A 19,204-nucleotide genomic window follows, 5' to 3' on the forward strand; every position below is an offset into this window, starting at 1 on the left:
CGTTTCGCTTCTCTGCTGAGTATGCCCGATTCTCACAAAAGGATATCCGTCCAGATTTTTATCGTCGTGGCTAGTATCAAGAGAGCCAGAACAGCCTGAAGGATTTTGGTATTCACCCTTTTACTAACCTTGGTCCCGATCGGCGCAGCCAAAATACTAGCGATCACCATAATCACGGATGGCCAGAGCAGTACGTCACCTGCCATGACTTTCCCAATCGTCGATCCGATGGAAGAAATGAATGTGATGGCTAGAGATGAGGCAATGGTGATTCTTGTAGGGATCTTGAGAATAATCAGCATGATCGGAACCAAGATAAACGCGCCTGCCGCTCCGACAATTCCGGAGGCGACTCCGACAATCAAAGCTGATAGCATGGCCGTAGGCTTATGGAACGTAACGTCAGCTATTTCTTGGCTGTCGATTCCTTTTTTCGGCATAAACATCATGATCACGGCAATGGTGGCCAAAACAGCATAGACAACGTTGATAGCATCAGCCGAGAGGTATTTGCCGCCATATCCCCCGAGCAGGCTGCCGACGATGATGGAGCTTCCCATATACAGAACAAGCTGATAATGAATCAATTTGTCTTTGCGCAAAGCCAAGACAGCCGAAATCGTCGCGAAAAACACTTGAACGGCGCTGATTCCGGATACTTCGTGGGCAGTGAACGCAACAAACCCAAGTGCGGGAGGAATGTAGAGGAGCATCGGATATTTGATAATGGAGCCTCCAATTCCGACGAGGCCCGAGATAAACGATCCTACGAACCCGATTAAAAACAGTGTGATGATGAGGCTGAATGTCATTGGCTCCTCCTTCATTGCTCTGTTCGGAAGAAACAAAAGTCGGCATCCCCCCAGTAAAGGGTTGAACCGACTTGTGCGAAGACTGGGATAGAGTCTAGTTATTCGAACGCCTGACCGTCCTTTTGCCATTGGACAAAGCCGCCGCTCAAATTCTGTACTTGCTTGAACCCGTTCGCTTGTAGGATGCTGGCACCAATAGCGGATCTAGCACCGGAGCGGCATTGCACAAGAACGGGTTTGTCTTTTGCAATTTCATCGAGCCGTCCCGATAGGGTTCCCAGCATGATGTGCTGCGCGTTCTGAATGTGCCCCTCCTGCCACTCGGTCAGATTTCGCACATCAATTACGTACACCTCTTCGTTTTCCACAGATTTTGCGATCTCCAAAGGCGTGACCTCCGCATAGGTTTCCAGAGCAAACTCCCCGCTTCTGAAGACTTTGTCACTGTTGATGAAGCCTGCCATCTGGTCAATACCTACCGAACGCGCCGCTTTGAGAATCTCGTCCCGCTCGTCCGGATTCGTCAGGAAGTATACAGGGCGTTCATAATCGACGATCCAACCCGCCCAGTTGGCAAACGATTTGTTGAAGGGAATGTTGAGTGTGCCTTCCACATGTCCTTTCGCGAATTCCTTGGATGGGCGCGTATCCACGATCTGTCTGTTTTCCAGCAGTTCCTTCACTTTCTCCATCGAGGTGACTTCTGTCACGACTGGCAGATCTTTAAGCAGCGCAGGACCTTCTTTATTGACACGTTTCATCACAGCAAAATAGTTAGGCGGCTCCGGCTGACCATCGAGAAGGGCTTGGATGAATTCCTCTTCGTTGGTGTAGGATAGTGCCCAGTTAAAAAGCTTTTCGTAACCGACTGTCGTTGACGGAACTGCCCCCAACGCCTTCCCGCAAGCACTCCCTGCTCCATGTGCCGGCCATACCTGCAAATAATCCGGGAGCTGCTTGAACTTTAGGAGAGACTTGAACATCTCTCTCGCACCAGCCTCAGAAGTCCCCTTGATTCCTGCTGCTTTCTCCAGCAAATCTGGTCTGCCGATATCCCCCACAAAGACGAAATCTCCTGTGAAAATCCCGATGGGACGATCTGCACTTCCGCCGCGGTCTGTCAACAGGAAGGAAATACTCTCCGGCGTATGTCCAGGGGTATGCATGACTTCAAAAATCAGATTTCCGATGGAGAACTGATCGCCGTCATGCACGAATTGATGATTCAATCCTTCCGCATATTGATATTTCCAATCGTCTCCCCCTTCATCGGATAAAAACAACTTCGCCGTATGTGTAGCTCCGAGTTCACGCGCACCAGAGACAAAATCGGCGTGAATATGGGTTTCTGTAGCTGCTACGATCGTCACACCCTCTGCTTTCGCTACCTGAAAATACGGTTCCAGGTTGCGGCTGGGGTCAATCACAATCGCTTCGCCCGTCTTTTGACAACCGACCAGATAGGATGCATGAGCCAGCTTTTCATCGTAAAAGTAACGCAACAACATGGTGTATTCCTCCCCTTACATCATCATTTACTTGATTTTTCCGCCAGCACCTCGAGCAGCGATTGGGTAAAGCGCAGCGTCTTCTGAACAGTAGGATCCTTGAGCAGACGCAAAAGTCCGAAAATGGAGATGGCTTCGTGATTGTTCTTGGCCCGTTCTTTTGCCTCACGGAAGACGGCAACCCCGGTTTCCACCTGGGCAGTGACAGGGGCAATGTACCCTTTCATTCCCTTAAGCAAATACTCTTGGGATTGTTTGTCCTGCCCGACACTTTCCACGAAATCGGCCACTTGCTCGATCGTGTTTACATATTTCAGCAGCTTGGGCATCTTCTCCAGCAATGAAAACAGGGCAAGGATCGATTCCTTTTCTACACGATATGGAGCACACTTCTGCCCCAGCCTATCGAAAAGGGAGCCAAGCGACTCCTTATCCTGAAGGATGGATGTCGCCAAATCCACCCCCTGCTCCGCTGCCAATACCGCGTCTTTGATCCTGGGCAGCTTGCGGATCAAGACGGCAATCGCTTCCTGCACTTCTGGATCAGCCAGCTCTTCCAACCCCATGTCCATACTTTTCGGTTCCTTGATCTCGTTCAAATTTCGTTCTCCTCCTCTCTTTCCCACCTGAGCCTGCCTTACATCAACCCTTTTAGCATTCCGTTCCAATACATCACAGGAAGAAGCTCTCTTTTCATCACATACATGCTGAATCGCTCCTCGGACTGATCAAACGGGAAGGTTTCCTGCGGCAACTGATTGTAATCAAACTCAGCCAGCACCAATTTGTTGTACCCGGTTACCAGCGGGCAAGACGTATACCCGTCATACGTTGCAGCCAGAGGAGAGCCATTTTGCAGAGCGAGCAGATTCTGTGCGACTACGGGAGCCTGTTTGCGAATCGCAGCCCCTGTCTTGGACGTCGGGAGATTGGCACAATCACCAATTCCAAAAACATTGGCAAACTTTTTATGCTGCAGCGTATACGGATCGACATCCACCCATCCCCCTGCATCTTCTAGCGAGCTTCCCTTGATAAAATCAGGCGCTTTCATCGGAGGGGTCACATGAAGCATGTCGTACTTCAACACTTCCTGCTCCTTCGTATCCAAATTCTCGAAAACGGCTTCCTTTGTATCTGGACGCACTTCGATCAGATTTCTTTTGTACATCGTCTGTATGTTCTTGCGTTGGACGACCTTGTCGAGCGTATTGGCGTATTTCGCAACATCGAAAATGCTTGCTTTTGCAGATGCAAAAATGATTTCGGACTGATTACGAACATTCAACTTGCGGAAGTAGTCATCAGCAAGGTACATGATTTTTTGCGGAGCACCCCCGCACTTTACAGGGGAATTCGGATGCGTAAAGATAGCCGTTCCGCCTTTGAAGTTCCGGATGTTATCCCATGTGCTGTCTACTGTTTGGTACGAATAGTTGCTACAAACCCCGTTTTTCCCAACCGTTTCCTTCAGTCCTTTAATACCGTCCCAATGAATCTGCAATCCTGCAGCCACCACGAGGTAGTCATAGGAAATCGTTGTACCTGTCTGGGTAACCAGCGAGTTTTGTTCTGGATGAAAGGCTGTTACGGCATCGGCGATCCACTCTACGCCGTCAGGAATCAACGAACCCATTTCCCGCTCCGACTCTTCCTTCTTCGCTGCACCACCGCCGACTAAAGTCCACAATGGCTGGTAATAATGCTTGGTTTCGGGATCAATGATGGCGATATGCCCTTTGAGCTTTTTGGAGCCCCGTACCAAGCGGGCAGCTACAGAAATACCGGCAGTACCGGCCCCCACAATGACAACAGAATAACGAGCTTGTTTTGCCATAGTTGCCTCCTTTTGCATTTCGTTTCTTGGTTTTTCGTAAAGAAGCGTGTCTCTATCTATAAGTTTATTCGTGTATCCTTTTTTCCATATAGGGGAACTCCCCTACTTTTCTGAGCGCCCGATCATGACGAAAAAGCATTCCAAAAGCAAAAAAAGCCCCTTGAACTGCCAATCGGCAACGCAAGGGGCACGCCTATTAAAACGCCAAATCCAAGTATCTGTTTTTGATCGCATATTGGATCAATTCATGCTTCGAATCCAGCTCCAGCTTCTGCATAATATTTGTCTTGTGATTTTCCACAGTCTTGACGCTGATCGACAGCTTATCGGCGATCTCTTTGTTGGCATAGCCCAGCACGATGAGCCGGACGATCTCCTTTTCGCGGTCGGTCAAAACCGAAGGCAGCTTTTTGGACTCCGATTTCAGCCATTGCCTGACGATGTCTTGCGAGACGGAGGTCTTGTAAAAATGTTTCCCACCGTACACCTCTACGATCGCCTGAAAAAGCAGCTCCCCATGGCTGTTTTTTAAAATGTACCCATGCGCTCCTACGGTGACTGCCTTCTGGACGAAAATCTCTTCATCATGCATCGTCAAGATCACGATTTTTACAGACGGAGCCAGCTTGCGGATCTCTGCGCTTGCGCTAAACCCGTCCAAACCATTGGGCATCGACAAATCCATCAAGACCACATCCGGCGCAAACGAAATGGACTTGAGAATCGCATCGTTGCCATTGTGGCTTTCCCCGACGATTTTGATTTCGGGGTATCCTTCCAAAAGTACCCGCAGCCCTTTCCGAATCATCGTGTGGTCATCCACCAGCAGTACCCGTATCACTCCTCCTCCCCTCCTGTAACTGCCCGAATGTTTACTTTGATTACTGTCCCTTCCTGCAAAATCGAGTGAATCTGCAGGCTCCCTTCCATCTGATCCACTCTCTCCTCCATATGCTTGAGACCCAGACCTGCCTTCACCTGATCGCGGTCAAATCCGATGCCGTTGTCCTGAATCTTCAGGGTCAGCTCATCGTCTTCTTTATACAGGATGACTTCGATGAGCGTCGCTTTCGAATATTTCAAGGCGTTGTGCAGTGCCTCCTGAATGACACGGTACAAATTGACCTCCAAGACAGGCTGCAGTCTATCGCTGACATTGCTGTAGGTAAACGTGATGGAAACGTCCTTATGCGTTCTGTTCAGGCTGGAAACAAGATGCTTCACTGTCGGAATCAGTCCTAGCTGGTCGAGACTGTGCGGGCGGAGCTGGAGCGAATAGAGCTTGACGTCTTGGATCGCTTTTTCCAATTCCTCCACGATCTCCTGCATGTACTCGCTGAACTGCTCTTCCTGCTTGATGCGTGATTGAATGGCTTGAATGCCTACAGAAACGGAATAAAGCGATTGTCCGACACCATCGTGCAGCTCTTGCGCCAACCGCTTGTGCTCGTTCTCCTGGGCTTCCAGCGTTTTTTGCAAAACCAGCTTGGAAATTCTGGCCTCTTCTTCCTTTTTCTTAGCCGTCAAATCTTTGAGGACCAGCAGAACCTCCTGCTTGTTTTGTTCACCATTTTCATAGATGACAGCCGTGCTCATCTCCATGTCGACGAATCGCCCCTCATAGGTAGGCATCGAAGACAGAAAGTACGGTACCTCTCTCTTTGACACCAAGTAACAACGCTCCTCCCCCTCTGTCAGTTTTCTCGTCTGACAATAGGAGCAGTACGGGACCTTTCCTCCTACCTTCCATCCGGTCAGTCTAACTGCGGACGGATTCATCACCAGAATTCTTCTCTCCTGATCCATGAGAATAATCCCATCCTGCAGGTGGTCAAAGATCTGTTTCAGATAGCTGCCCTCCAGCGTCTTCCCCTCTTCGCCATACCGTTCAAAAAAGCTTGGGCTTTGATACATAATGGATCCTCCGACCGTAGTAGTTTCCAGCTCATCCCTGTTTCTTTCCTTGCCCATCTCGGGACTGTTGATGCTGTCCATGCACAGCAAAGATTATATGAAACCCCAGAGTCAATGAAGTCAGGATTCGAGCAAGTGTCACGTTATCCTTCTTCATTCCTCCATATGTTACATGCTGTCATCCGGGTCGACCTTGATTTCATCGTAATCTTTGCCAAGGCAAGAGCGTATAGGTGGGTTCCCCTATCTTTACGCAAAAAAGAGCCCCCAAAAGAAATCTAACCTTCTTTCGAGAACTCTTCTTCTATTATATATGGAACAACCTACGACAATTTCCCCATCAAGTTCCCCATCCGATCCAGCGCCTTTTTCAGCTGTTCCATCGATGTGGCGTAAGAGCAACGGATGTGACCATTCCCGCTCTCACCGAACACATCGCCTGGGACGACCGCGACTTTTTCCTCCATCAACAGCTTCTCCGCAAATTCAGCAGAGCTCAGTCCTGTTGATGCGATCGAAGGGAAAGCGTAAAAGGCTCCATCCGGTTCGTGGCAGCTGAGGCCGATCTGGCGGAAGCCATCTACCACGAAGTTACGGCGTTGGCGATAGCTCTCAATCATCCGTTCCATGTCCGAGCGGCCGTGACGCAGTGCCTCCAGAGCAGCCATCTGCGCCATCGTCGGTGCGCACAGCATCGTGTACTGGTGGATTTTCAGCATCCCTGCCAAGAGATCAGGAGTCGCACAGACATACCCGAGACGCCAGCCGGTCATGGCAAATGCTTTGGAAAAGCCGGAAATGAGAATCGTCCGGTCTTTCATGCCAGGCAGTGCGGCAATGCTGTCATGCATTCGTCCGTACGTCAGCTCCGCGTAGATTTCGTCGGAAATGACCAGCAGATCGTGCTTTTCAATGATCGGCAGCAAGGTCTTCCACTCGTCGGCTGTCATCGTGCCCCCTGTCGGATTGTTCGGGTAGCAGAAGATGATGGCCTTCGTCCGTGGAGTGATGTGCGTCTCCAACTCTTGCGGCGTCAGCTTGAACTGGTTTTCCATCGTGGTCTTCAGGAATACCGGAACTCCGCCAGCCAGACGAATGACCGGTTCGTAGGAAACGTAGCACGGCTCGACGACCAGAACTTCATCACCCGGATCTAGAATGGCGCGCAGGGCAATATCGATCGCCTCGCTGGCACCTACTGTCACCAAAATCTCGCTCTCAGGATGGTAGCTGACAGAAAACCGCTCCTCCAAATACTTTTGGATCTCCACTCGCAGTTCCAGCATGCCTGCGTTGGAGGTATAAGCGGTATGACCGCGCTCCAGAGACGAAATGGATGCTTCCCTCATGCGCCAAGGAGTGACAAAGTCAGGCTCCCCTACCCCTAGGGAAATGACACCTTCCATCGAGGCAGCCAAATCGAAAAAGCGGCGAATCCCCGATGGCTTCAGGGAAGCGACTGTGGATGACAAACGGCTTTTCAGTGACAATTGCGTACTCATGGAGTTACCACCATTCTGCGATCTTCATCGCGATCTTCCAATTCAATCCCATCGTGCTTGTAGCGTTTCAAAATAAAGTGAGTGGCCGTCGAGACTACGGAATCGAGCGTCGCCAGCTTTTGCGAAACGAACGTTGCGACCTCGCGCATCGTCTTTCCTTCCAACACCACGGACAAGTCGTAGCTGGCACCTGACATCAGGTAAACGGCTTTTACTTCCGGGAAACGGCAGATGCGCTCCGCTACCTCGTCGAACCCGACATCTCGCTTCGGCGTTACTTTCACGTCGATCATCGCGTTCACATACGGATGATCCTCCACCCGCTCCCAGTTAATCAGCGCTGGATATTTCACAATCACTTTTTCCGCTTCCAGAGTGGCGATGGCTCGCTCGATCACCTCTGTCGGCTCCGCCAGCATTTTTCCGATTTGCTCGGCTGACATACGGCTGTCCTCTTCTAGCAAGTGCAGCAATTCCCGTTGCTTTTTCGAATCCATAACCCACCACTCCATTTCTCTCTCATATGTCTCGTAAAAATCAAAAAGCCCCAGCAATCGATCCATGGTTCACGGAATCGATTGCTGAGGCGAAGGTATCGCGGTACCACTCAGCTTTTTTCCCTTTTTCACAAAAGGAAAACTTGTGCAGTCAAAACTGACATGCGCCTGATAACGTAGGCTAGTCGCTGCTTTCTACTCGTGTTCAAAAGCAGAGCTCCAAGGTGGCTTTCAAAAAGAGTTCGCGGCCGCCCTCCCAGCAATCAGGCGACTCTCTGGACGTCAAATCCCTTTTCTACTTTCCTTTTCACGGCGTTTCTTCCGTATGGGTAATACTCAGTGTCATACTCGTTTGCTTGAATGTCTCAGATTATAGAAAGGTTTTTGCCTGTTGTCAACCAACAACTTTCTGGGATGGCCCACGAAATCAACAGGGATGCGGGAAAAAAAGAATCGAGGACTTTTCACGAAAATTAATTGATCAACAAACTAAAATCTCTGGAGTTGTATCTCCCTCACGTCCTGCGTGACAAGAGGTGACCGCCAAAAAGACATCTCCTTCCAACCTATGGCATAATGGGAGGTACACAGAACAGATGAACGTAAAGTGGGGAATAGCATGAATCGAAATTTCGGTGTTATTGATCTAGGCTCGAATACAGCCAGACTGGTCGTGTACGAGCAAGACAAACAAGGACTAGTGACAGAGGTAGATAACATCAAGCGGGGACTTCGGCTCAGCAACCATTTGCAAAATGGCCGTATGGATGACGAGGGTGTCGCCAAAACCATTCATGGCATGCGTCAATTTAAAGAACTGCTAGATGCGAGAAACATCAATGACATCATCGCGGTAGCTACTGCTGCTGTTCGACAGGCTGAAAACGGACACGAACTAACCCAGCGAATCAACCAAGAAACAGGTATCGCGGTTCGCGTCCTGAGCGGCGAAGACGAAGCGCGATACGGCTACCTCGCCGTCATAAACAGTATGAAAATCGAGGAAGGCATCACGATCGATATCGGTGGTGGCAGCACGGAAGTCACCTATTTTCGCAATCGCCAGCTGCAAGAGAGCTTTAGCTTCCCATTCGGCATCGTAACGCTGACCCAGATGTTTTTTCAGGGTGACATTCCAACAGAGACTGAATTTTACCAGCTTCGCAGCTTTTTGAGCCGTTCCTTTTCCAGTTGTCCATGGTTGATGAACAAACAATGTCCCGTCATTGCCATCGGAGGAACGGCTCGCAACCTGGCAAAAATTCACCAGCGATCGGTGCAATATAGCATGGACAGCTTTCACCACTACCCGATGACTGGATGGCAATTGACAACCATTCTGGAACAGCTAAGCCCGCTTCCGCTCGAAGCACGCCGACAAGTTCCTGGCATCTCCAAGGACCGAGCAGATGTCATTCTTGCGGGACTCACTGTATTTGATAGCTTACTGAGCTACGCTGATAGTACTGAGCTGATCGTTAGCAGCAAAGGCTTGCGTGACGGAATTCTCTTTGAAACGGTATGGGGAACTGAAGCCCCTACTTCTATTCGAGAAATTCACGAGCGTAGCATCACGCAGTTCATGAACCGCTACCAAATCGACAAAGCCCATGCCTATCAGGTAAAAGAGCACGCCCTGTCGTTATTCGATCAGCTACAGGCTCATGATCTCCACAAGTATGGTTCCTTTGAGCGCGACCTTTTGGAAGCGTCGGCTCTGCTGCATGATGTCGGGCGCACGATCAACGTCCACGAATCTTCCGAGCATACGTTTTATTTGTTATCCCATGTTCTGCTGGCTGGCTATACCCATCGGGAAAGACTCCTGATTGCGATGATCGCCGCGTTTAAGAGCAACAAGCTTTTGCAAAGCCAGCTGACAAAGCATGCGGACATCGTCTGTAAGGCAGACAAGAATCTCGTGGAAAGGCTCGGCCACCTGCTGCTGCTGGCACGGATGCTCGATCGCTCCATGTCGCAGGCGATTCACTCGATCCAGCTGGTTGAGAGAGACCAACATTGGGTAATAGAGTGTCAAGGAAAGCGTGCCGGTCTTTTGGAGTATTCCTTGCTGGACGAACCGCTCGCGAAGCTGTCCAAAGCGTGGAAGCTGCCCATCACGTTTCTTCCTGTCACTGACACTGACAAAACTTAACAATCCCTTAACACAAGACTGCTATACTTGTCCTTGACAGTGGTCATTATATCCATTTTGTGAATAAAGGTTGGGCCAGGATGAAGGACTTTAGCATTCCAGACTATTACATTAATCGAGAATTAAGCTGGATCGCCTTTAATGAGCGCGTGCTTGCGGAGGCAGCCAACGAGAATAACCCTCTCTTTGAGCGACTGAAATTTATCGCGATCGCCAGCAGTAATTTTGATGAATTTTTCATGGTGCGAGTAGCCGGTCTGAAGGATCAGGTCAAGGCAGGTCTCACCAAGCCGGACAACAAATCAGGGATGACGCCTCTTGAGCAACTCCGGGCCGTCTGGGTGCGCACCCATGAAGTCATGCAGACCATGTTTGCGATCCTGCGAGAGCAAATCACACCCGAGCTGCGAAAAGCGGGCATTCGCTTTCTCAAAGCCAAGCAGTTAAACGAAGAACAGGATGATTTCGTCCATTCGTTTTTCCATCACCATCTGTACCCGGTGCTGACCCCGATGGCCGTCGATGCCAGCCATCCGTTTCCCATGCTGTTGAACAAAAGTCTGAACCTCGCCGTATTGCTGGAGGATGATGACATCGATAGCGAGGGGCCACTGTTTGCAGTTGTGCAGGTGCCTTCGGTCGTTCCCCGTTTTCTAGAGCTGCCATCACCAGAGGGTGAGGCCCATTTCATCCTGCTCGAAGATGTCATTTCCGAGCATATGGACAGCCTGTTTCAGGGCTACAACATCTTGGAGACCAGCCCTTTCCGCATTACACGCAACGCGGACCTGACCATCGATGAGGATGAGACGGAGGACCTGTTGGAAGCAATCGAGCAAGAGCTGAAAAAACGAAAAATGGGTGAGCCTTCTCGCTTGGCTGTCGACACGTCCATGAGCGACTTTTTACAGGAGACGCTCCTCGACTGGCTAGAGCTCGAGGAATCTGAAATATACCGCTTTGACGGGCCGCTCGATCCCGCCTTCTTCTTCCGCTTCCATGGATTAGAAGGCTATGATCACTTGCGGTTTGAACCACTCTCTCCCCAACAGCCACTCGATTTGTTCGGCGAAGGGGACGTGTTTGCAGCCATCGAGAAAAAAGATCTGCTGCTTCACCATCCGTACGAGTCGTTCGATCCCGTCATCCGATTTGTGCAGGAGGCTGCCGAGGATCCAAAGGTGTTGGCCATCAAGCAGACTCTCTACCGTGTCAGCGGAGATTCTCCCATCGTCAATGCCCTGCTAAAAGCTGCAGATAATGGCAAGCAGGTGACCGTACTCCTGGAGCTCAAGGCACGTTTTGACGAAGAGAACAACATCGTCTGGGCGAAAAAGCTGGAGAACGCGGGCTGCCATGTCATTTACGGGCTGGCTGGCCTGAAAACGCACAGCAAGATCACCCTCGTGGTTCGTGCAGAGGGCGATCGACTTCGTAGATATGTCCATTTAAGCACAGGGAACTACAACGACAAGACGGCGGGAATCTACACGGATATTGGCATGTTCACAGCACGAGAGGAGTTCGGGGATGACGCGACTCACTTTTTCAACCACCTATCCGGTTACTCTTATCCACCTGCGTGGAAGGTCATCTCTACTGCTCCTACTGGATTGCGTGAAACGTTCTTGTCGCTCATCCAACGTGAGATGGGAAACAGTCTCGCAGGCAAGCCTGCTTTTATTGTAGCCAAGATGAATTCGTTGACGGATAAAGAAATTATCGAGGCTCTCTATCGAGCTTCTTGTGCAGGAGTCAAGATCGATCTGATCGTCCGTGGCATTTGCTGCCTACGCCCCGGCATTTCAGAGGTAAGTGAGCATATTCGGGTCATCAGCATCGTCGGTCGGAATCTGGAGCACAGCCGCATCTTCCATTTTTGCAACGGAGGAGACCCGCAAATCTATCTCTCGAGTGCAGACTGGATGACTCGCAACATGATGGCACGTGTCGAGATTTTGTTCCCCGTCGTCCAGAGGGATTTGCGCAGACGTATCACGCATTTGCTCGCGACCATGCTGCAGGATGATGACAAAGCGCACCAGCTCATGCCAGATGGCTCTTACGTCCGTGTACAGCCGAAGAGCACGTTCCCTCTGAACAGCCAGATCTCCTTTTGGGAGGAAGCTTTTCTGCAGAATCAAAAAAGGGATCTTGAGCTCGCTGTCCCCCGCATGAAACCGATCACCTCCCTGCTCCAGTAGCTCTCTATACAGCCATCGTTTTCGCAGCTGACGTCGCCCCCAAAAGTGCACGTCAGCTTTTTGCTATTTCGTTCGCGCACAGGTTGTGCAATTTGCTTTTTTTGGCTTTAATGGAGGAAAGAAAAGCTTTTGGAAAAGGAGAGACCTTGCGATGAAAACGCCGCTTCATGAAGTTTTTGATGAGCACCACATCGGCCTGCCGTCTACGATTGGCATGAACGAGCTGTTGGGCAAAGCCGTTCTAGAAGGGCTATCTCCCGCATCCGATGATTCCGAGAAAATTCTCTTCCTCGCGATTGATATGCAAAATGACTTTATGGAAAAAGGGGAGCTCGCGGTACCGGGCTCGCATCAAGATGTCTGGAATGCCGCTCGTTTTTTGTATAGCCATCTAGATAAGATCACCCAGATTGCCGTCTCACTCGACACGCATCAACCCCAGCAAATCTTTCATCCCATCTGGTGGATCGATGGAGACGGAAACCACCCTGCCCCCTTTACCATCATCACACCTGAGGATGTCCTGAACGGAAAATGGCGTGCCGTCAATCACCCCGAGGAGAGCCTCGCGTACGTGAGAAAGCTCGGTGAGCAGAGTAAAAAGGAACTGTGCATCTGGCCTTATCACTGCCTCGAAGGGACGTATGGTGCAGCCTTGGAGAGCCAATTTGCCAACATGGTCTTCTTTCACTCGATCGCCAGAAAATCGACTCCACTCCGAATCGTCAAAGGGAAAGACCCGCTTAGCGAGATGTACGGCATAATCAAGCCAGAGGTTTCCCACGGTGACGATGCGGGCAACATCGAGTTGTTACGCGAGCTGAAAGACTACGACCGTGTGATTGTAGTCGGTGAAGCACAATCTCACTGTGTGCTGGAATCGTTGCGGCAAATCTTGGCGCATTACGAATCCGCTGCTGACATAACCTCTCGTATCGTGGTGCTCTCCGATTGCATGAGTCCCATCCCGGGCTTTGAGCAGAGCACTGAAGACGCCTTTGCACAGCTACAGGAGAAATACGGAATTACCATCACGACATCCACTGCACTTAAGCTATAAAAACCACCATCGATGACAGTTCGTGACTGAGCCAACGCTTGCATAGCAAATTTGTCTCGATGAAAAGGAGCGATTAGGATGCGTATCGGTATATACGGAAGCAGCTTTGACCCGATTACCTACAGCCATCTGTTCACAGCTGCGACAGTTGCACGTCGCAAACGACTGGACAAGGTCATATTTGTTCCTTGCTCCTCCCTGCGGCATGACAAAAAGATGCAGACAGATGACAAGCACCGCTTGCGTATGCTGCAGATGGCGCTCGAAACCAGCATGCACAAGAAAAACCGCTTCGACCAGCCCCTGTTTGAAATTTCCACGGTGGAAATGGACGCATTGCCTGGGGAGACATACACGTATGATACGATGATTCATTTACGAAAAAAGTATCCAAACGATGAGCTGTTCTTTATCATGGGATCGGACCTGCTCATGGGTATGTCCAATTGGGGCAACGCAGAAAAGTTGGTGACCCAATTCCAATTCATCGTCATGTCGCGAGAAGGATATCCGTCGGCAGACCTGATTGCCGAAGACCCTCTGTTGCGCAACAATGACGAGCATTTTCTGATCATGAGCAAGGGAATCAACATGGGTATCAGCTCGACTTATATACGGGACGAAATCCGCAAAGGCGGCGATCCGAGCTTTTTGTTGCCGGATGCCTGCCTGCAATACATTTATGAGCAAGGGATTTATGTCGAGGTTGTCGGGTAAATCTTCTTAGACTGCTGCTGTGGGGAGAAGCCTGTTTCCATTCTCCGCTCCGGGCTGCGTCCCACGAGAAGCGCAGACTGTCCGCTGCGCCATGATCCCGAGGGAATCGCAAAACGGCGCGCAGCTCCGAAGGTGATTCATAGATAGCGATTCCGTTGCCTCGGGATTCATGGCTCCGCTGAGCTGGACTCCACAGTCGCTCCGTCTGGAAACACGCTTCTCTTGCCATCTGATTCTCTTTCGAGGAGCAAATTTAAAGAGATCTCTTGGATTTACAAGAATGCTAGAATTCATAAAAGCCTGTCATTTCCTCGACAGGCTTTTAGCGTTTGAAACTTGAATGGCATACGAAATTGGTTCAGGACTTCAAGAGCAACCAACAAACCTCGCCCGACCGAGAACAAAGCTGGTCCGAGGAAAAAGGAGAAATAAGCGAAAGATATTAGGGACACTACCCAGGCGGAGTGGAAAAAGCGGAACACGCCTTTAAGCGTCCACCTTTGAGAAGCATCTTCGAGAAGGCTACTTTGGACGCGGTTCCGCTTTTGGAATGGAGCCGACCAGGAATGACCCCAGAGCAGTGTCCCTACCCAGCTTGAGCGTTTTCTCCTTTTTCCTCCCCACCGCTACAGTCCGAACAAAGTTTTCTTATGAAACAGCGATCAGATCCTAAAAGACATAACAAAAAAGAAACCCCTAAAATCTGGGATTTCTCTCGCTCCCAGCCGATTGTTCGATCGGCCTTTTTCTTATTCTCATTTTTTTAATACGCTTTCTCCGCCTTTTTCTGTCCGATCGGCATCAGTTTATCTACTGCCAGCAGTGGGCTGCCAGCCAGGACCAGATAGAGCGACATCGCCAGCAGGGAGATGTGTAATTCGTTTCCAGTGAAGAAGCCTTTATCCGTCGGCATCACGACCATGACGACGATCATGATCCACGCAAACAGGAGGGGTACGATGCGTGTTCCGAACCCGATCAGGACCAGTATCCCACCAAACAGCTCAATCGAAGCTACGACATTGGCCATCCATCCCGGAATCCCCAGGGACGAGAAAAATCCCGCCGTGCCTTCCAAGGCTTGAAACTTGTCCAAACCATGATTGATAAAGACGAGCCCCAGGATGACTCGAACCAGCAATGCTCCTACATCTTGCATTGTTTTCTTGTTCATTTTTCATTCCTCCTCTGAAATGGCTTTGTATTTGTTTTAAACTACACAGCGTAGTGTAAACACATAAAAAAAATCAGGCCATAGAGACCCAAAACAGCTGACTTAACAAGAAGATGACACAAAAAGAAATAAAGACAGAGATCGTCGGTAGTTGAAAGGGAACCTCTATTTTTGGGTCCAGCAGCCGTTGAATGCGGTAATTGATCGCTGTATCGGCAAATGAGACATGAGCGGCTTGCATGACGGACACGGACTGTCTTTTTTTCAACAGCTTTAACAATGCCCTCCCCAGATCTGCCATGCCCCCCGTCTGTTCCATCGCATGACGGTCAGCTAGCACCTCTCGCACCACTTTATAATTGGAGTGAATGTGCTTTAACACGGGGAGATACCAAAAAACATTGGATAACAAGGACAGCAAAAACACCTTCAACGGGTCTGCGTGCTCCTCGTGGTAGGCTTCATGGTGAATGACGGCAGCCAGTTCTTTATCATCCAACAACTCGAGCAACCCCGTCGACAGCACGATTCTGCGGCGAAGTAATCCGACAGTAAAAGCCAAAGGCTCACGGCTGCTGACGACATACACATCATCCTTGCCACTTCTGTAGGCAGTGTTTACACGAGCAGTCTCTTGTTCATCCAGAATTTTCAGAAGGGTAACCTCAAAACGGCGACATAACCGAATCTGTCTGAGAGTCATCCACACCGCCCAGACAAACGTGTACAGGACCAGCGCATCTAGCACGTAGCCTGCCTGTGAAAAACCAAGTGAGTGGATCGTCGATTTGCACAGCTGCAGGAAGTTAAATTGTAGATCCCACCCCATCATGGTGTAAAACAAGTACATGCCCATTTGAATATAGACGACTGCGGCCAACGTAAGCCCCGACAAAAAGAGCATTCGCGATCGATTTTCCCACATAGCTTATTTACCCTTTTTTAAAAGATTGATTTTCTCTTCCAGCTTTTCCAATAACGCTGGGTCCACATCTTCTAATTCGTCGAGCATATGACTGACAGCCAACGGCCCAAACTCTTCCATAAGCTCATGCGTCAGTTCTTTGGACTGATTGTTCATGAAATCGTGTTTGGACTGCACCGGCTGAAACAAGGATGTGCGTCCTGCTGCTCTTTTTTCCAAAAAGCCTTTCTCGACGAGCCGGTTCATCACGGTCATCACAGTGTTGAAGTTGACCTGCTTGTCCGCTTCGAGCTTTTGCTGCACATCTTTGATGCTGAGTTCATTCTCGTGCTCTCGTCCATCCCACAAAATGTCCATAATCTTCGCTTCGAGTGGGCCAAAAAAACGATTCAAACCACTCTCTTTCATCTTAAAGTGTTGCAGTTTCATTGCAGTCACCTCACACTACCCATTGTAGTGTTCGACTCCCGTAAAGTCAACAGGGCCCGGAGCATTTGCCGCTCCGAGCCCTTGTCATTCTCCCGCTTGCGTCAGGCATCATAAGTAGCCTGAACCGCCCGCTTCTTCCCTCGATAGTTGACGAGACAAATACTAAGCACGATTAACACCAATCCTGCCACTAAGCTGTACGTAAACGGCTCATGCAAGAATAGCGTGCCTGTTGCTACTGCGATCAATGGAACCAAAAACGTAAAAGAAGCAACCTTGCTGGCATCTCCGCCATTCATCAAATGGAAGTAGATCACAAACGCAATCGGAACGCCAAAGGTCGCTCCAAAGCCTAGTCCAAACAGATAGCCGCCGTTCCAGACAATGTCCGACCATCTCTCAAACACCGTTCCCGCCCCCGTCAGCAGCGCTCCGCCAATGATGAACTGCAGGGCAACCATCCATAGGGAATCTACCTTGCCGCTCTCTCTTTTGACGTAAATGACACCGAGCGCCCAGCTAATCGCGGTGAAAATCGCCAAAACGACTCCGACTATCGATACCTGCCCGGTGAAGCCATCCGCGCTGACTGCCAGAATCCCACAGAAGCCAATTAACAAACCGATGATTTTCATCAACGACATTTTTTCACCGAGCCATAGCCAGGCGAACAGCCCGATTAGCACTGGCTGAAAATAGACCAAAACGGAGAACAATCCACCTGGCAGATACATGAGGCCTACTGTTTGCAAGCCATAAAAAAGCGCAGCGTTCAACAGGGCAGATACACAATACCTGGACCAGTTTTCTCGCCATTTCATTTTTTTCCAAGTAGGTAATAAAAAGGCCGCTAACAATAAGCCGCCGATCAGGGCGCGCATCCCGGCAAATAAAAGCGGCGGGGTGTAAGGCAAGGCCATCTTGTAAATGGACCAAGAGACGCCCCAGATCAGGACTAAACAAGTGACGGCGAGCATCGTTTTTCTCGACGAATTTCCCATGCAGGGACCTCCTCCATTTCTCTCTCGTACGATTCGTTCTTTGGAAGGTGGCTCCCCTTACGAATCAAGCCAGGCCTCACCAGTTGCTGGTGAAGCCTACGCCTCGTATAGTTAAACCCAAACTCCATGAAATTACAAGATGGTATATCCGCCATCAATGGGCATGGCAGCCCCATTCATGAATGTAGCTTGGTCAGAGGCCAGGAAAACAGCCAGTTCCGCCACTTCCTGCACCTCGCCAAAACGTCTGACGCCTCCCATTCGATTAAAAATAATACGGATTTAGTGATCAACTCATCCCTTCGAAGATATGGATATTCATCAAAAAAAGCCGGATGCAAACGATCCGGCTTTCACTGTATTCCAATAAATAGTCGATTATTTCAGCTTGTTCATCTCTTCGAGCGACATCTCATTGCATTGCTTGAGGAAATCCAGAATAACGCCCGTCTGGCGCTCATCGTATTGCGCCATGATCTGGAGGGTTCGCTGCAAGACAGACTCGAACAAAGGAGAAATCGAATTGACCCCTTCCCGTACAGGTTTGACGACCACGCGTCTTCTGTCGTTTGGATCCTTATCCCGCATGATATATCCCGATTGTTCCAATCGATCAATCACATTCGTGACTGCACCCGTGGTCAATCCGGTCAATTCAGCCAATTTTCCGGCCGTCACCGGTCCGCTGTTCATCAAGAAATCGAGACATTTGTGATCAGTAGTATTCAAGCCGAGCTTTTCAGATATCGTCTGGTGAAGCATGACCGCCCGTGCACTGTTTTTTCGCAGTTCCAGTAGGAGCTCATATTGCAGCGGTGTCATTTCTCCTTCCAGATGTTGGTGATTATCTATTGACATAAGGATTCCTCCCCCTGTAAGATGAATATATCTTAATTAATTAAGATAATCATTTTATTAAGATTTCAATTCCATCAAGTTTTATTACGAGTATAGCACAGCCAAACGGGCATCACCAATGGCAAGGCAATCCCCACAAGGAAAGGACTTGATCTGTATGGAAAACCGAAGCAATGACATCGAATTGATTCGCCGGTTATTCGCATCCATGAGTGAGGCTTGGAACAGAGGAGACGGTATTGCATTTGGAGATTGTTTTGCGGAGGATGCTGATTACGTCACCTTTATGGGACAACGTCTACAAGGCAGAGACCAAATTGCCGCTGTCCATCAAAAGTTGTTTAACGGCCCTCTCAAAGGCTCTCTCCTGGAATCAAGTGCAACAGTTGAGCTGCATCCTCGTTTTGTCACACAAGAAGTCGCCATTATTCACGCTATCGGCGAAGCGAAGCTGGCGAATGCAGCGCAGGACCCAGCTGACAGAAGTTCGATCAATACGAATGTAGTCGTGAAAGAACGCGGAGAATGGAAAATTACGGCCTTCCATAACAGCCGTATTCAAAGCTTTCCGGGAGGCCGGCGAGACTAGGAGTTCCGTGCGAAATGAAAAA

General features: G+C 49.8%; 19 protein-coding genes and 1 other annotated feature. Of the genes, 5 read left to right on the top strand and 14 right to left on the bottom strand.

Annotated features, from left to right (window positions below; all coding sequences use genetic code 11):
- Window positions 1-32: 32 nt before the first annotated feature.
- From AN963_RS25590 to AN963_RS25625, 8 genes are all read right to left on the bottom strand, one after another.
- Window positions 33-812 carry a sulfite exporter TauE/SafE family protein gene (locus tag AN963_RS25590; RefSeq protein WP_055747340.1) on the bottom strand — a complete coding sequence of 260 codons (780 nt, stop codon included), beginning with the start codon at window positions 810-812 and terminating at the stop codon, window positions 33-35.
- Window positions 813-910: 98 nt separating this feature from the next.
- Window positions 911-2,320, bottom strand: a complete 1,410-nt coding sequence (locus AN963_RS25595; protein WP_055747341.1) for an MBL fold metallo-hydrolase — start codon at window positions 2,318-2,320, stop codon at window positions 911-913.
- Between the two features lie 23 nt (window positions 2,321-2,343).
- On the bottom strand, window positions 2,344-2,919 hold the full coding sequence (locus tag AN963_RS25600) for a DUF1641 domain-containing protein (protein ID WP_055747342.1): 576 nt from the start codon (window positions 2,917-2,919) through the stop codon (window positions 2,344-2,346).
- Between the two features lie 38 nt (window positions 2,920-2,957).
- Entirely contained in the window at window positions 2,958-4,157 is a 1,200-nt protein-coding gene (locus AN963_RS25605; protein ID WP_055747343.1) for an FAD/NAD(P)-binding oxidoreductase, read from the bottom strand.
- Window positions 4,158-4,353: 196 nt separating this feature from the next.
- Complete coding sequence (locus tag AN963_RS25610; protein WP_055747344.1) at window positions 4,354-4,998, bottom strand: response regulator; 645 nt, start codon at window positions 4,996-4,998, stop codon at window positions 4,354-4,356.
- Complete coding sequence (locus AN963_RS25615) at window positions 4,995-6,071, bottom strand: sensor histidine kinase (RefSeq protein WP_083497108.1); 1,077 nt, start codon at window positions 6,069-6,071, stop codon at window positions 4,995-4,997. Before AN963_RS25615 ends, AN963_RS25610 begins: the two co-directional genes overlap by 4 nt.
- A 323-nt stretch (window positions 6,072-6,394) precedes the next feature.
- Window positions 6,395-7,573, bottom strand: a complete 1,179-nt coding sequence (locus tag AN963_RS25620) for an aminotransferase (RefSeq protein ID WP_055747345.1) — start codon at window positions 7,571-7,573, stop codon at window positions 6,395-6,397.
- The gene (locus tag AN963_RS25625; RefSeq protein WP_055747346.1) at window positions 7,570-8,070 is read right to left on the bottom strand and encodes an Lrp/AsnC family transcriptional regulator; all 501 of its coding nucleotides are present in this window, start codon (window positions 8,068-8,070) and stop codon (window positions 7,570-7,572) included. Before AN963_RS25625 ends, AN963_RS25620 begins: the two co-directional genes overlap by 4 nt.
- Before the next feature lie 82 nt (window positions 8,071-8,152).
- Window positions 8,153-8,390, bottom strand: a binding site (T-box leader).
- Window positions 8,391-8,689: 299 nt separating this feature from the next.
- Here AN963_RS25625 and AN963_RS25630 point away from each other — a divergent pair.
- The 4 genes from AN963_RS25630 (at window position 8,690) to nadD (ending at window position 14,206) form a co-directional block, all read left to right on the top strand.
- Window positions 8,690-10,225, top strand: a complete 1,536-nt coding sequence (locus AN963_RS25630) for a Ppx/GppA phosphatase family protein (protein WP_055747347.1) — start codon at window positions 8,690-8,692, stop codon at window positions 10,223-10,225.
- An 80-nt stretch (window positions 10,226-10,305) separates the two neighbouring features.
- Window positions 10,306-12,429, top strand: coding sequence for an RNA degradosome polyphosphate kinase (locus AN963_RS25635; protein WP_055747348.1), 2,124 nt, complete (start codon window positions 10,306-10,308; stop codon window positions 12,427-12,429).
- A gap of 151 nt (window positions 12,430-12,580) precedes the next feature.
- Window positions 12,581-13,489, top strand: a complete 909-nt coding sequence (locus AN963_RS25640) for a cysteine hydrolase family protein (RefSeq protein ID WP_055747349.1) — start codon at window positions 12,581-12,583, stop codon at window positions 13,487-13,489.
- Between the two features lie 78 nt (window positions 13,490-13,567).
- Window positions 13,568-14,206: a nicotinate-nucleotide adenylyltransferase gene (gene nadD, locus AN963_RS25645; RefSeq protein WP_055747350.1), complete on the top strand. Its 639-nt coding sequence runs from the start codon at window positions 13,568-13,570 to the stop codon at window positions 14,204-14,206.
- 763 nt (window positions 14,207-14,969) lie between these two features.
- Here nadD and AN963_RS25650 read toward each other — a convergent pair.
- The 6 genes from AN963_RS25650 to AN963_RS25670 form a co-directional block, all read right to left on the bottom strand.
- On the bottom strand, window positions 14,970-15,380 hold the full coding sequence (locus tag AN963_RS25650; RefSeq protein ID WP_236708092.1) for a DoxX family protein: 411 nt from the start codon (window positions 15,378-15,380) through the stop codon (window positions 14,970-14,972).
- Window positions 15,381-15,453: 73 nt separating this feature from the next.
- On the bottom strand, window positions 15,454-16,305 hold the full coding sequence (locus AN963_RS25655; protein WP_055747351.1) for a M56 family metallopeptidase: 852 nt from the start codon (window positions 16,303-16,305) through the stop codon (window positions 15,454-15,456).
- A gap of 3 nt (window positions 16,306-16,308) precedes the next feature.
- Window positions 16,309-16,734 carry a BlaI/MecI/CopY family transcriptional regulator gene (locus tag AN963_RS25660; protein WP_055747352.1) on the bottom strand — a complete coding sequence of 142 codons (426 nt, stop codon included), beginning with the start codon at window positions 16,732-16,734 and terminating at the stop codon, window positions 16,309-16,311.
- A 101-nt stretch (window positions 16,735-16,835) separates the two neighbouring features.
- A complete protein-coding gene (locus AN963_RS25665; protein WP_055747353.1) occupies window positions 16,836-17,735 on the bottom strand; it encodes a DMT family transporter in 900 nt (299 codons plus the stop codon).
- Window positions 17,736-17,867: 132 nt separating this feature from the next.
- Window positions 17,868-17,996, bottom strand: a complete 129-nt coding sequence (locus AN963_RS30600; RefSeq protein WP_083497060.1) for an SDR family oxidoreductase — start codon at window positions 17,994-17,996, stop codon at window positions 17,868-17,870.
- A 117-nt stretch (window positions 17,997-18,113) separates the two neighbouring features.
- Complete coding sequence (locus AN963_RS25670; RefSeq protein ID WP_055747354.1) at window positions 18,114-18,593, bottom strand: MarR family transcriptional regulator; 480 nt, start codon at window positions 18,591-18,593, stop codon at window positions 18,114-18,116.
- Between the two features lie 157 nt (window positions 18,594-18,750).
- Here AN963_RS25670 and AN963_RS25675 point away from each other — a divergent pair, with 157 nt between their 5' ends.
- Complete coding sequence (locus tag AN963_RS25675; protein ID WP_055747355.1) at window positions 18,751-19,182, top strand: SgcJ/EcaC family oxidoreductase; 432 nt, start codon at window positions 18,751-18,753, stop codon at window positions 19,180-19,182.
- Window positions 19,183-19,204: the final 22 nt, after the last annotated feature.

This window comes from Brevibacillus choshinensis (assembly GCF_001420695.1).
Taxonomy (GTDB): Bacteria; Bacillota; Bacilli; order Brevibacillales; family Brevibacillaceae; genus Brevibacillus; species Brevibacillus choshinensis.

Excerpts from the sequence above, each read along its gene's own strand:
- AN963_RS25590 (WP_055747340.1), bottom strand. The coding sequence starts at position 812 with ATGACATTCAGCCTCATCATCACACTGTTTTTAATCGGGTTCGTAGGA.
- AN963_RS25595 (WP_055747341.1), bottom strand. The coding sequence starts at position 2,320 with ATGTTGTTGCGTTACTTTTACGATGAAAAGCTGGCTCATGCATCCTAT.
- AN963_RS25605 (WP_055747343.1), bottom strand. The coding sequence starts at position 4,157 with ATGGCAAAACAAGCTCGTTATTCTGTTGTCATTGTGGGGGCCGGTACT.
- AN963_RS25615 (WP_083497108.1), bottom strand. The coding sequence starts at position 6,071 with ATGTATCAAAGCCCAAGCTTTTTTGAACGGTATGGCGAAGAGGGGAAG.
- AN963_RS25620 (WP_055747345.1), bottom strand. The coding sequence starts at position 7,573 with ATGAGTACGCAATTGTCACTGAAAAGCCGTTTGTCATCCACAGTCGCT.
- AN963_RS25625 (WP_055747346.1), bottom strand. The coding sequence starts at position 8,070 with ATGGATTCGAAAAAGCAACGGGAATTGCTGCACTTGCTAGAAGAGGAC.
- AN963_RS25630 (WP_055747347.1), top strand. The coding sequence starts at position 8,690 with ATGAATCGAAATTTCGGTGTTATTGATCTAGGCTCGAATACAGCCAGA.
- AN963_RS25635 (WP_055747348.1), top strand. The coding sequence starts at position 10,306 with ATGAAGGACTTTAGCATTCCAGACTATTACATTAATCGAGAATTAAGC.
- AN963_RS25640 (WP_055747349.1), top strand. The coding sequence starts at position 12,581 with ATGAAAACGCCGCTTCATGAAGTTTTTGATGAGCACCACATCGGCCTG.
- nadD (WP_055747350.1), top strand. The coding sequence starts at position 13,568 with ATGCGTATCGGTATATACGGAAGCAGCTTTGACCCGATTACCTACAGC.
- AN963_RS25650 (WP_236708092.1), bottom strand. The coding sequence starts at position 15,380 with ATGAACAAGAAAACAATGCAAGATGTAGGAGCATTGCTGGTTCGAGTC.
- AN963_RS25655 (WP_055747351.1), bottom strand. The coding sequence starts at position 16,305 with ATGTGGGAAAATCGATCGCGAATGCTCTTTTTGTCGGGGCTTACGTTG.
- AN963_RS25660 (WP_055747352.1), bottom strand. The coding sequence starts at position 16,734 with ATGAAACTGCAACACTTTAAGATGAAAGAGAGTGGTTTGAATCGTTTT.
- AN963_RS25665 (WP_055747353.1), bottom strand. The coding sequence starts at position 17,735 with ATGGGAAATTCGTCGAGAAAAACGATGCTCGCCGTCACTTGTTTAGTC.
- AN963_RS30600 (WP_083497060.1), bottom strand. The coding sequence starts at position 17,996 with ATGGGAGGCGTCAGACGTTTTGGCGAGGTGCAGGAAGTGGCGGAACTG.
- AN963_RS25670 (WP_055747354.1), bottom strand. The coding sequence starts at position 18,593 with ATGTCAATAGATAATCACCAACATCTGGAAGGAGAAATGACACCGCTG.
- AN963_RS25675 (WP_055747355.1), top strand. The coding sequence starts at position 18,751 with ATGGAAAACCGAAGCAATGACATCGAATTGATTCGCCGGTTATTCGCA.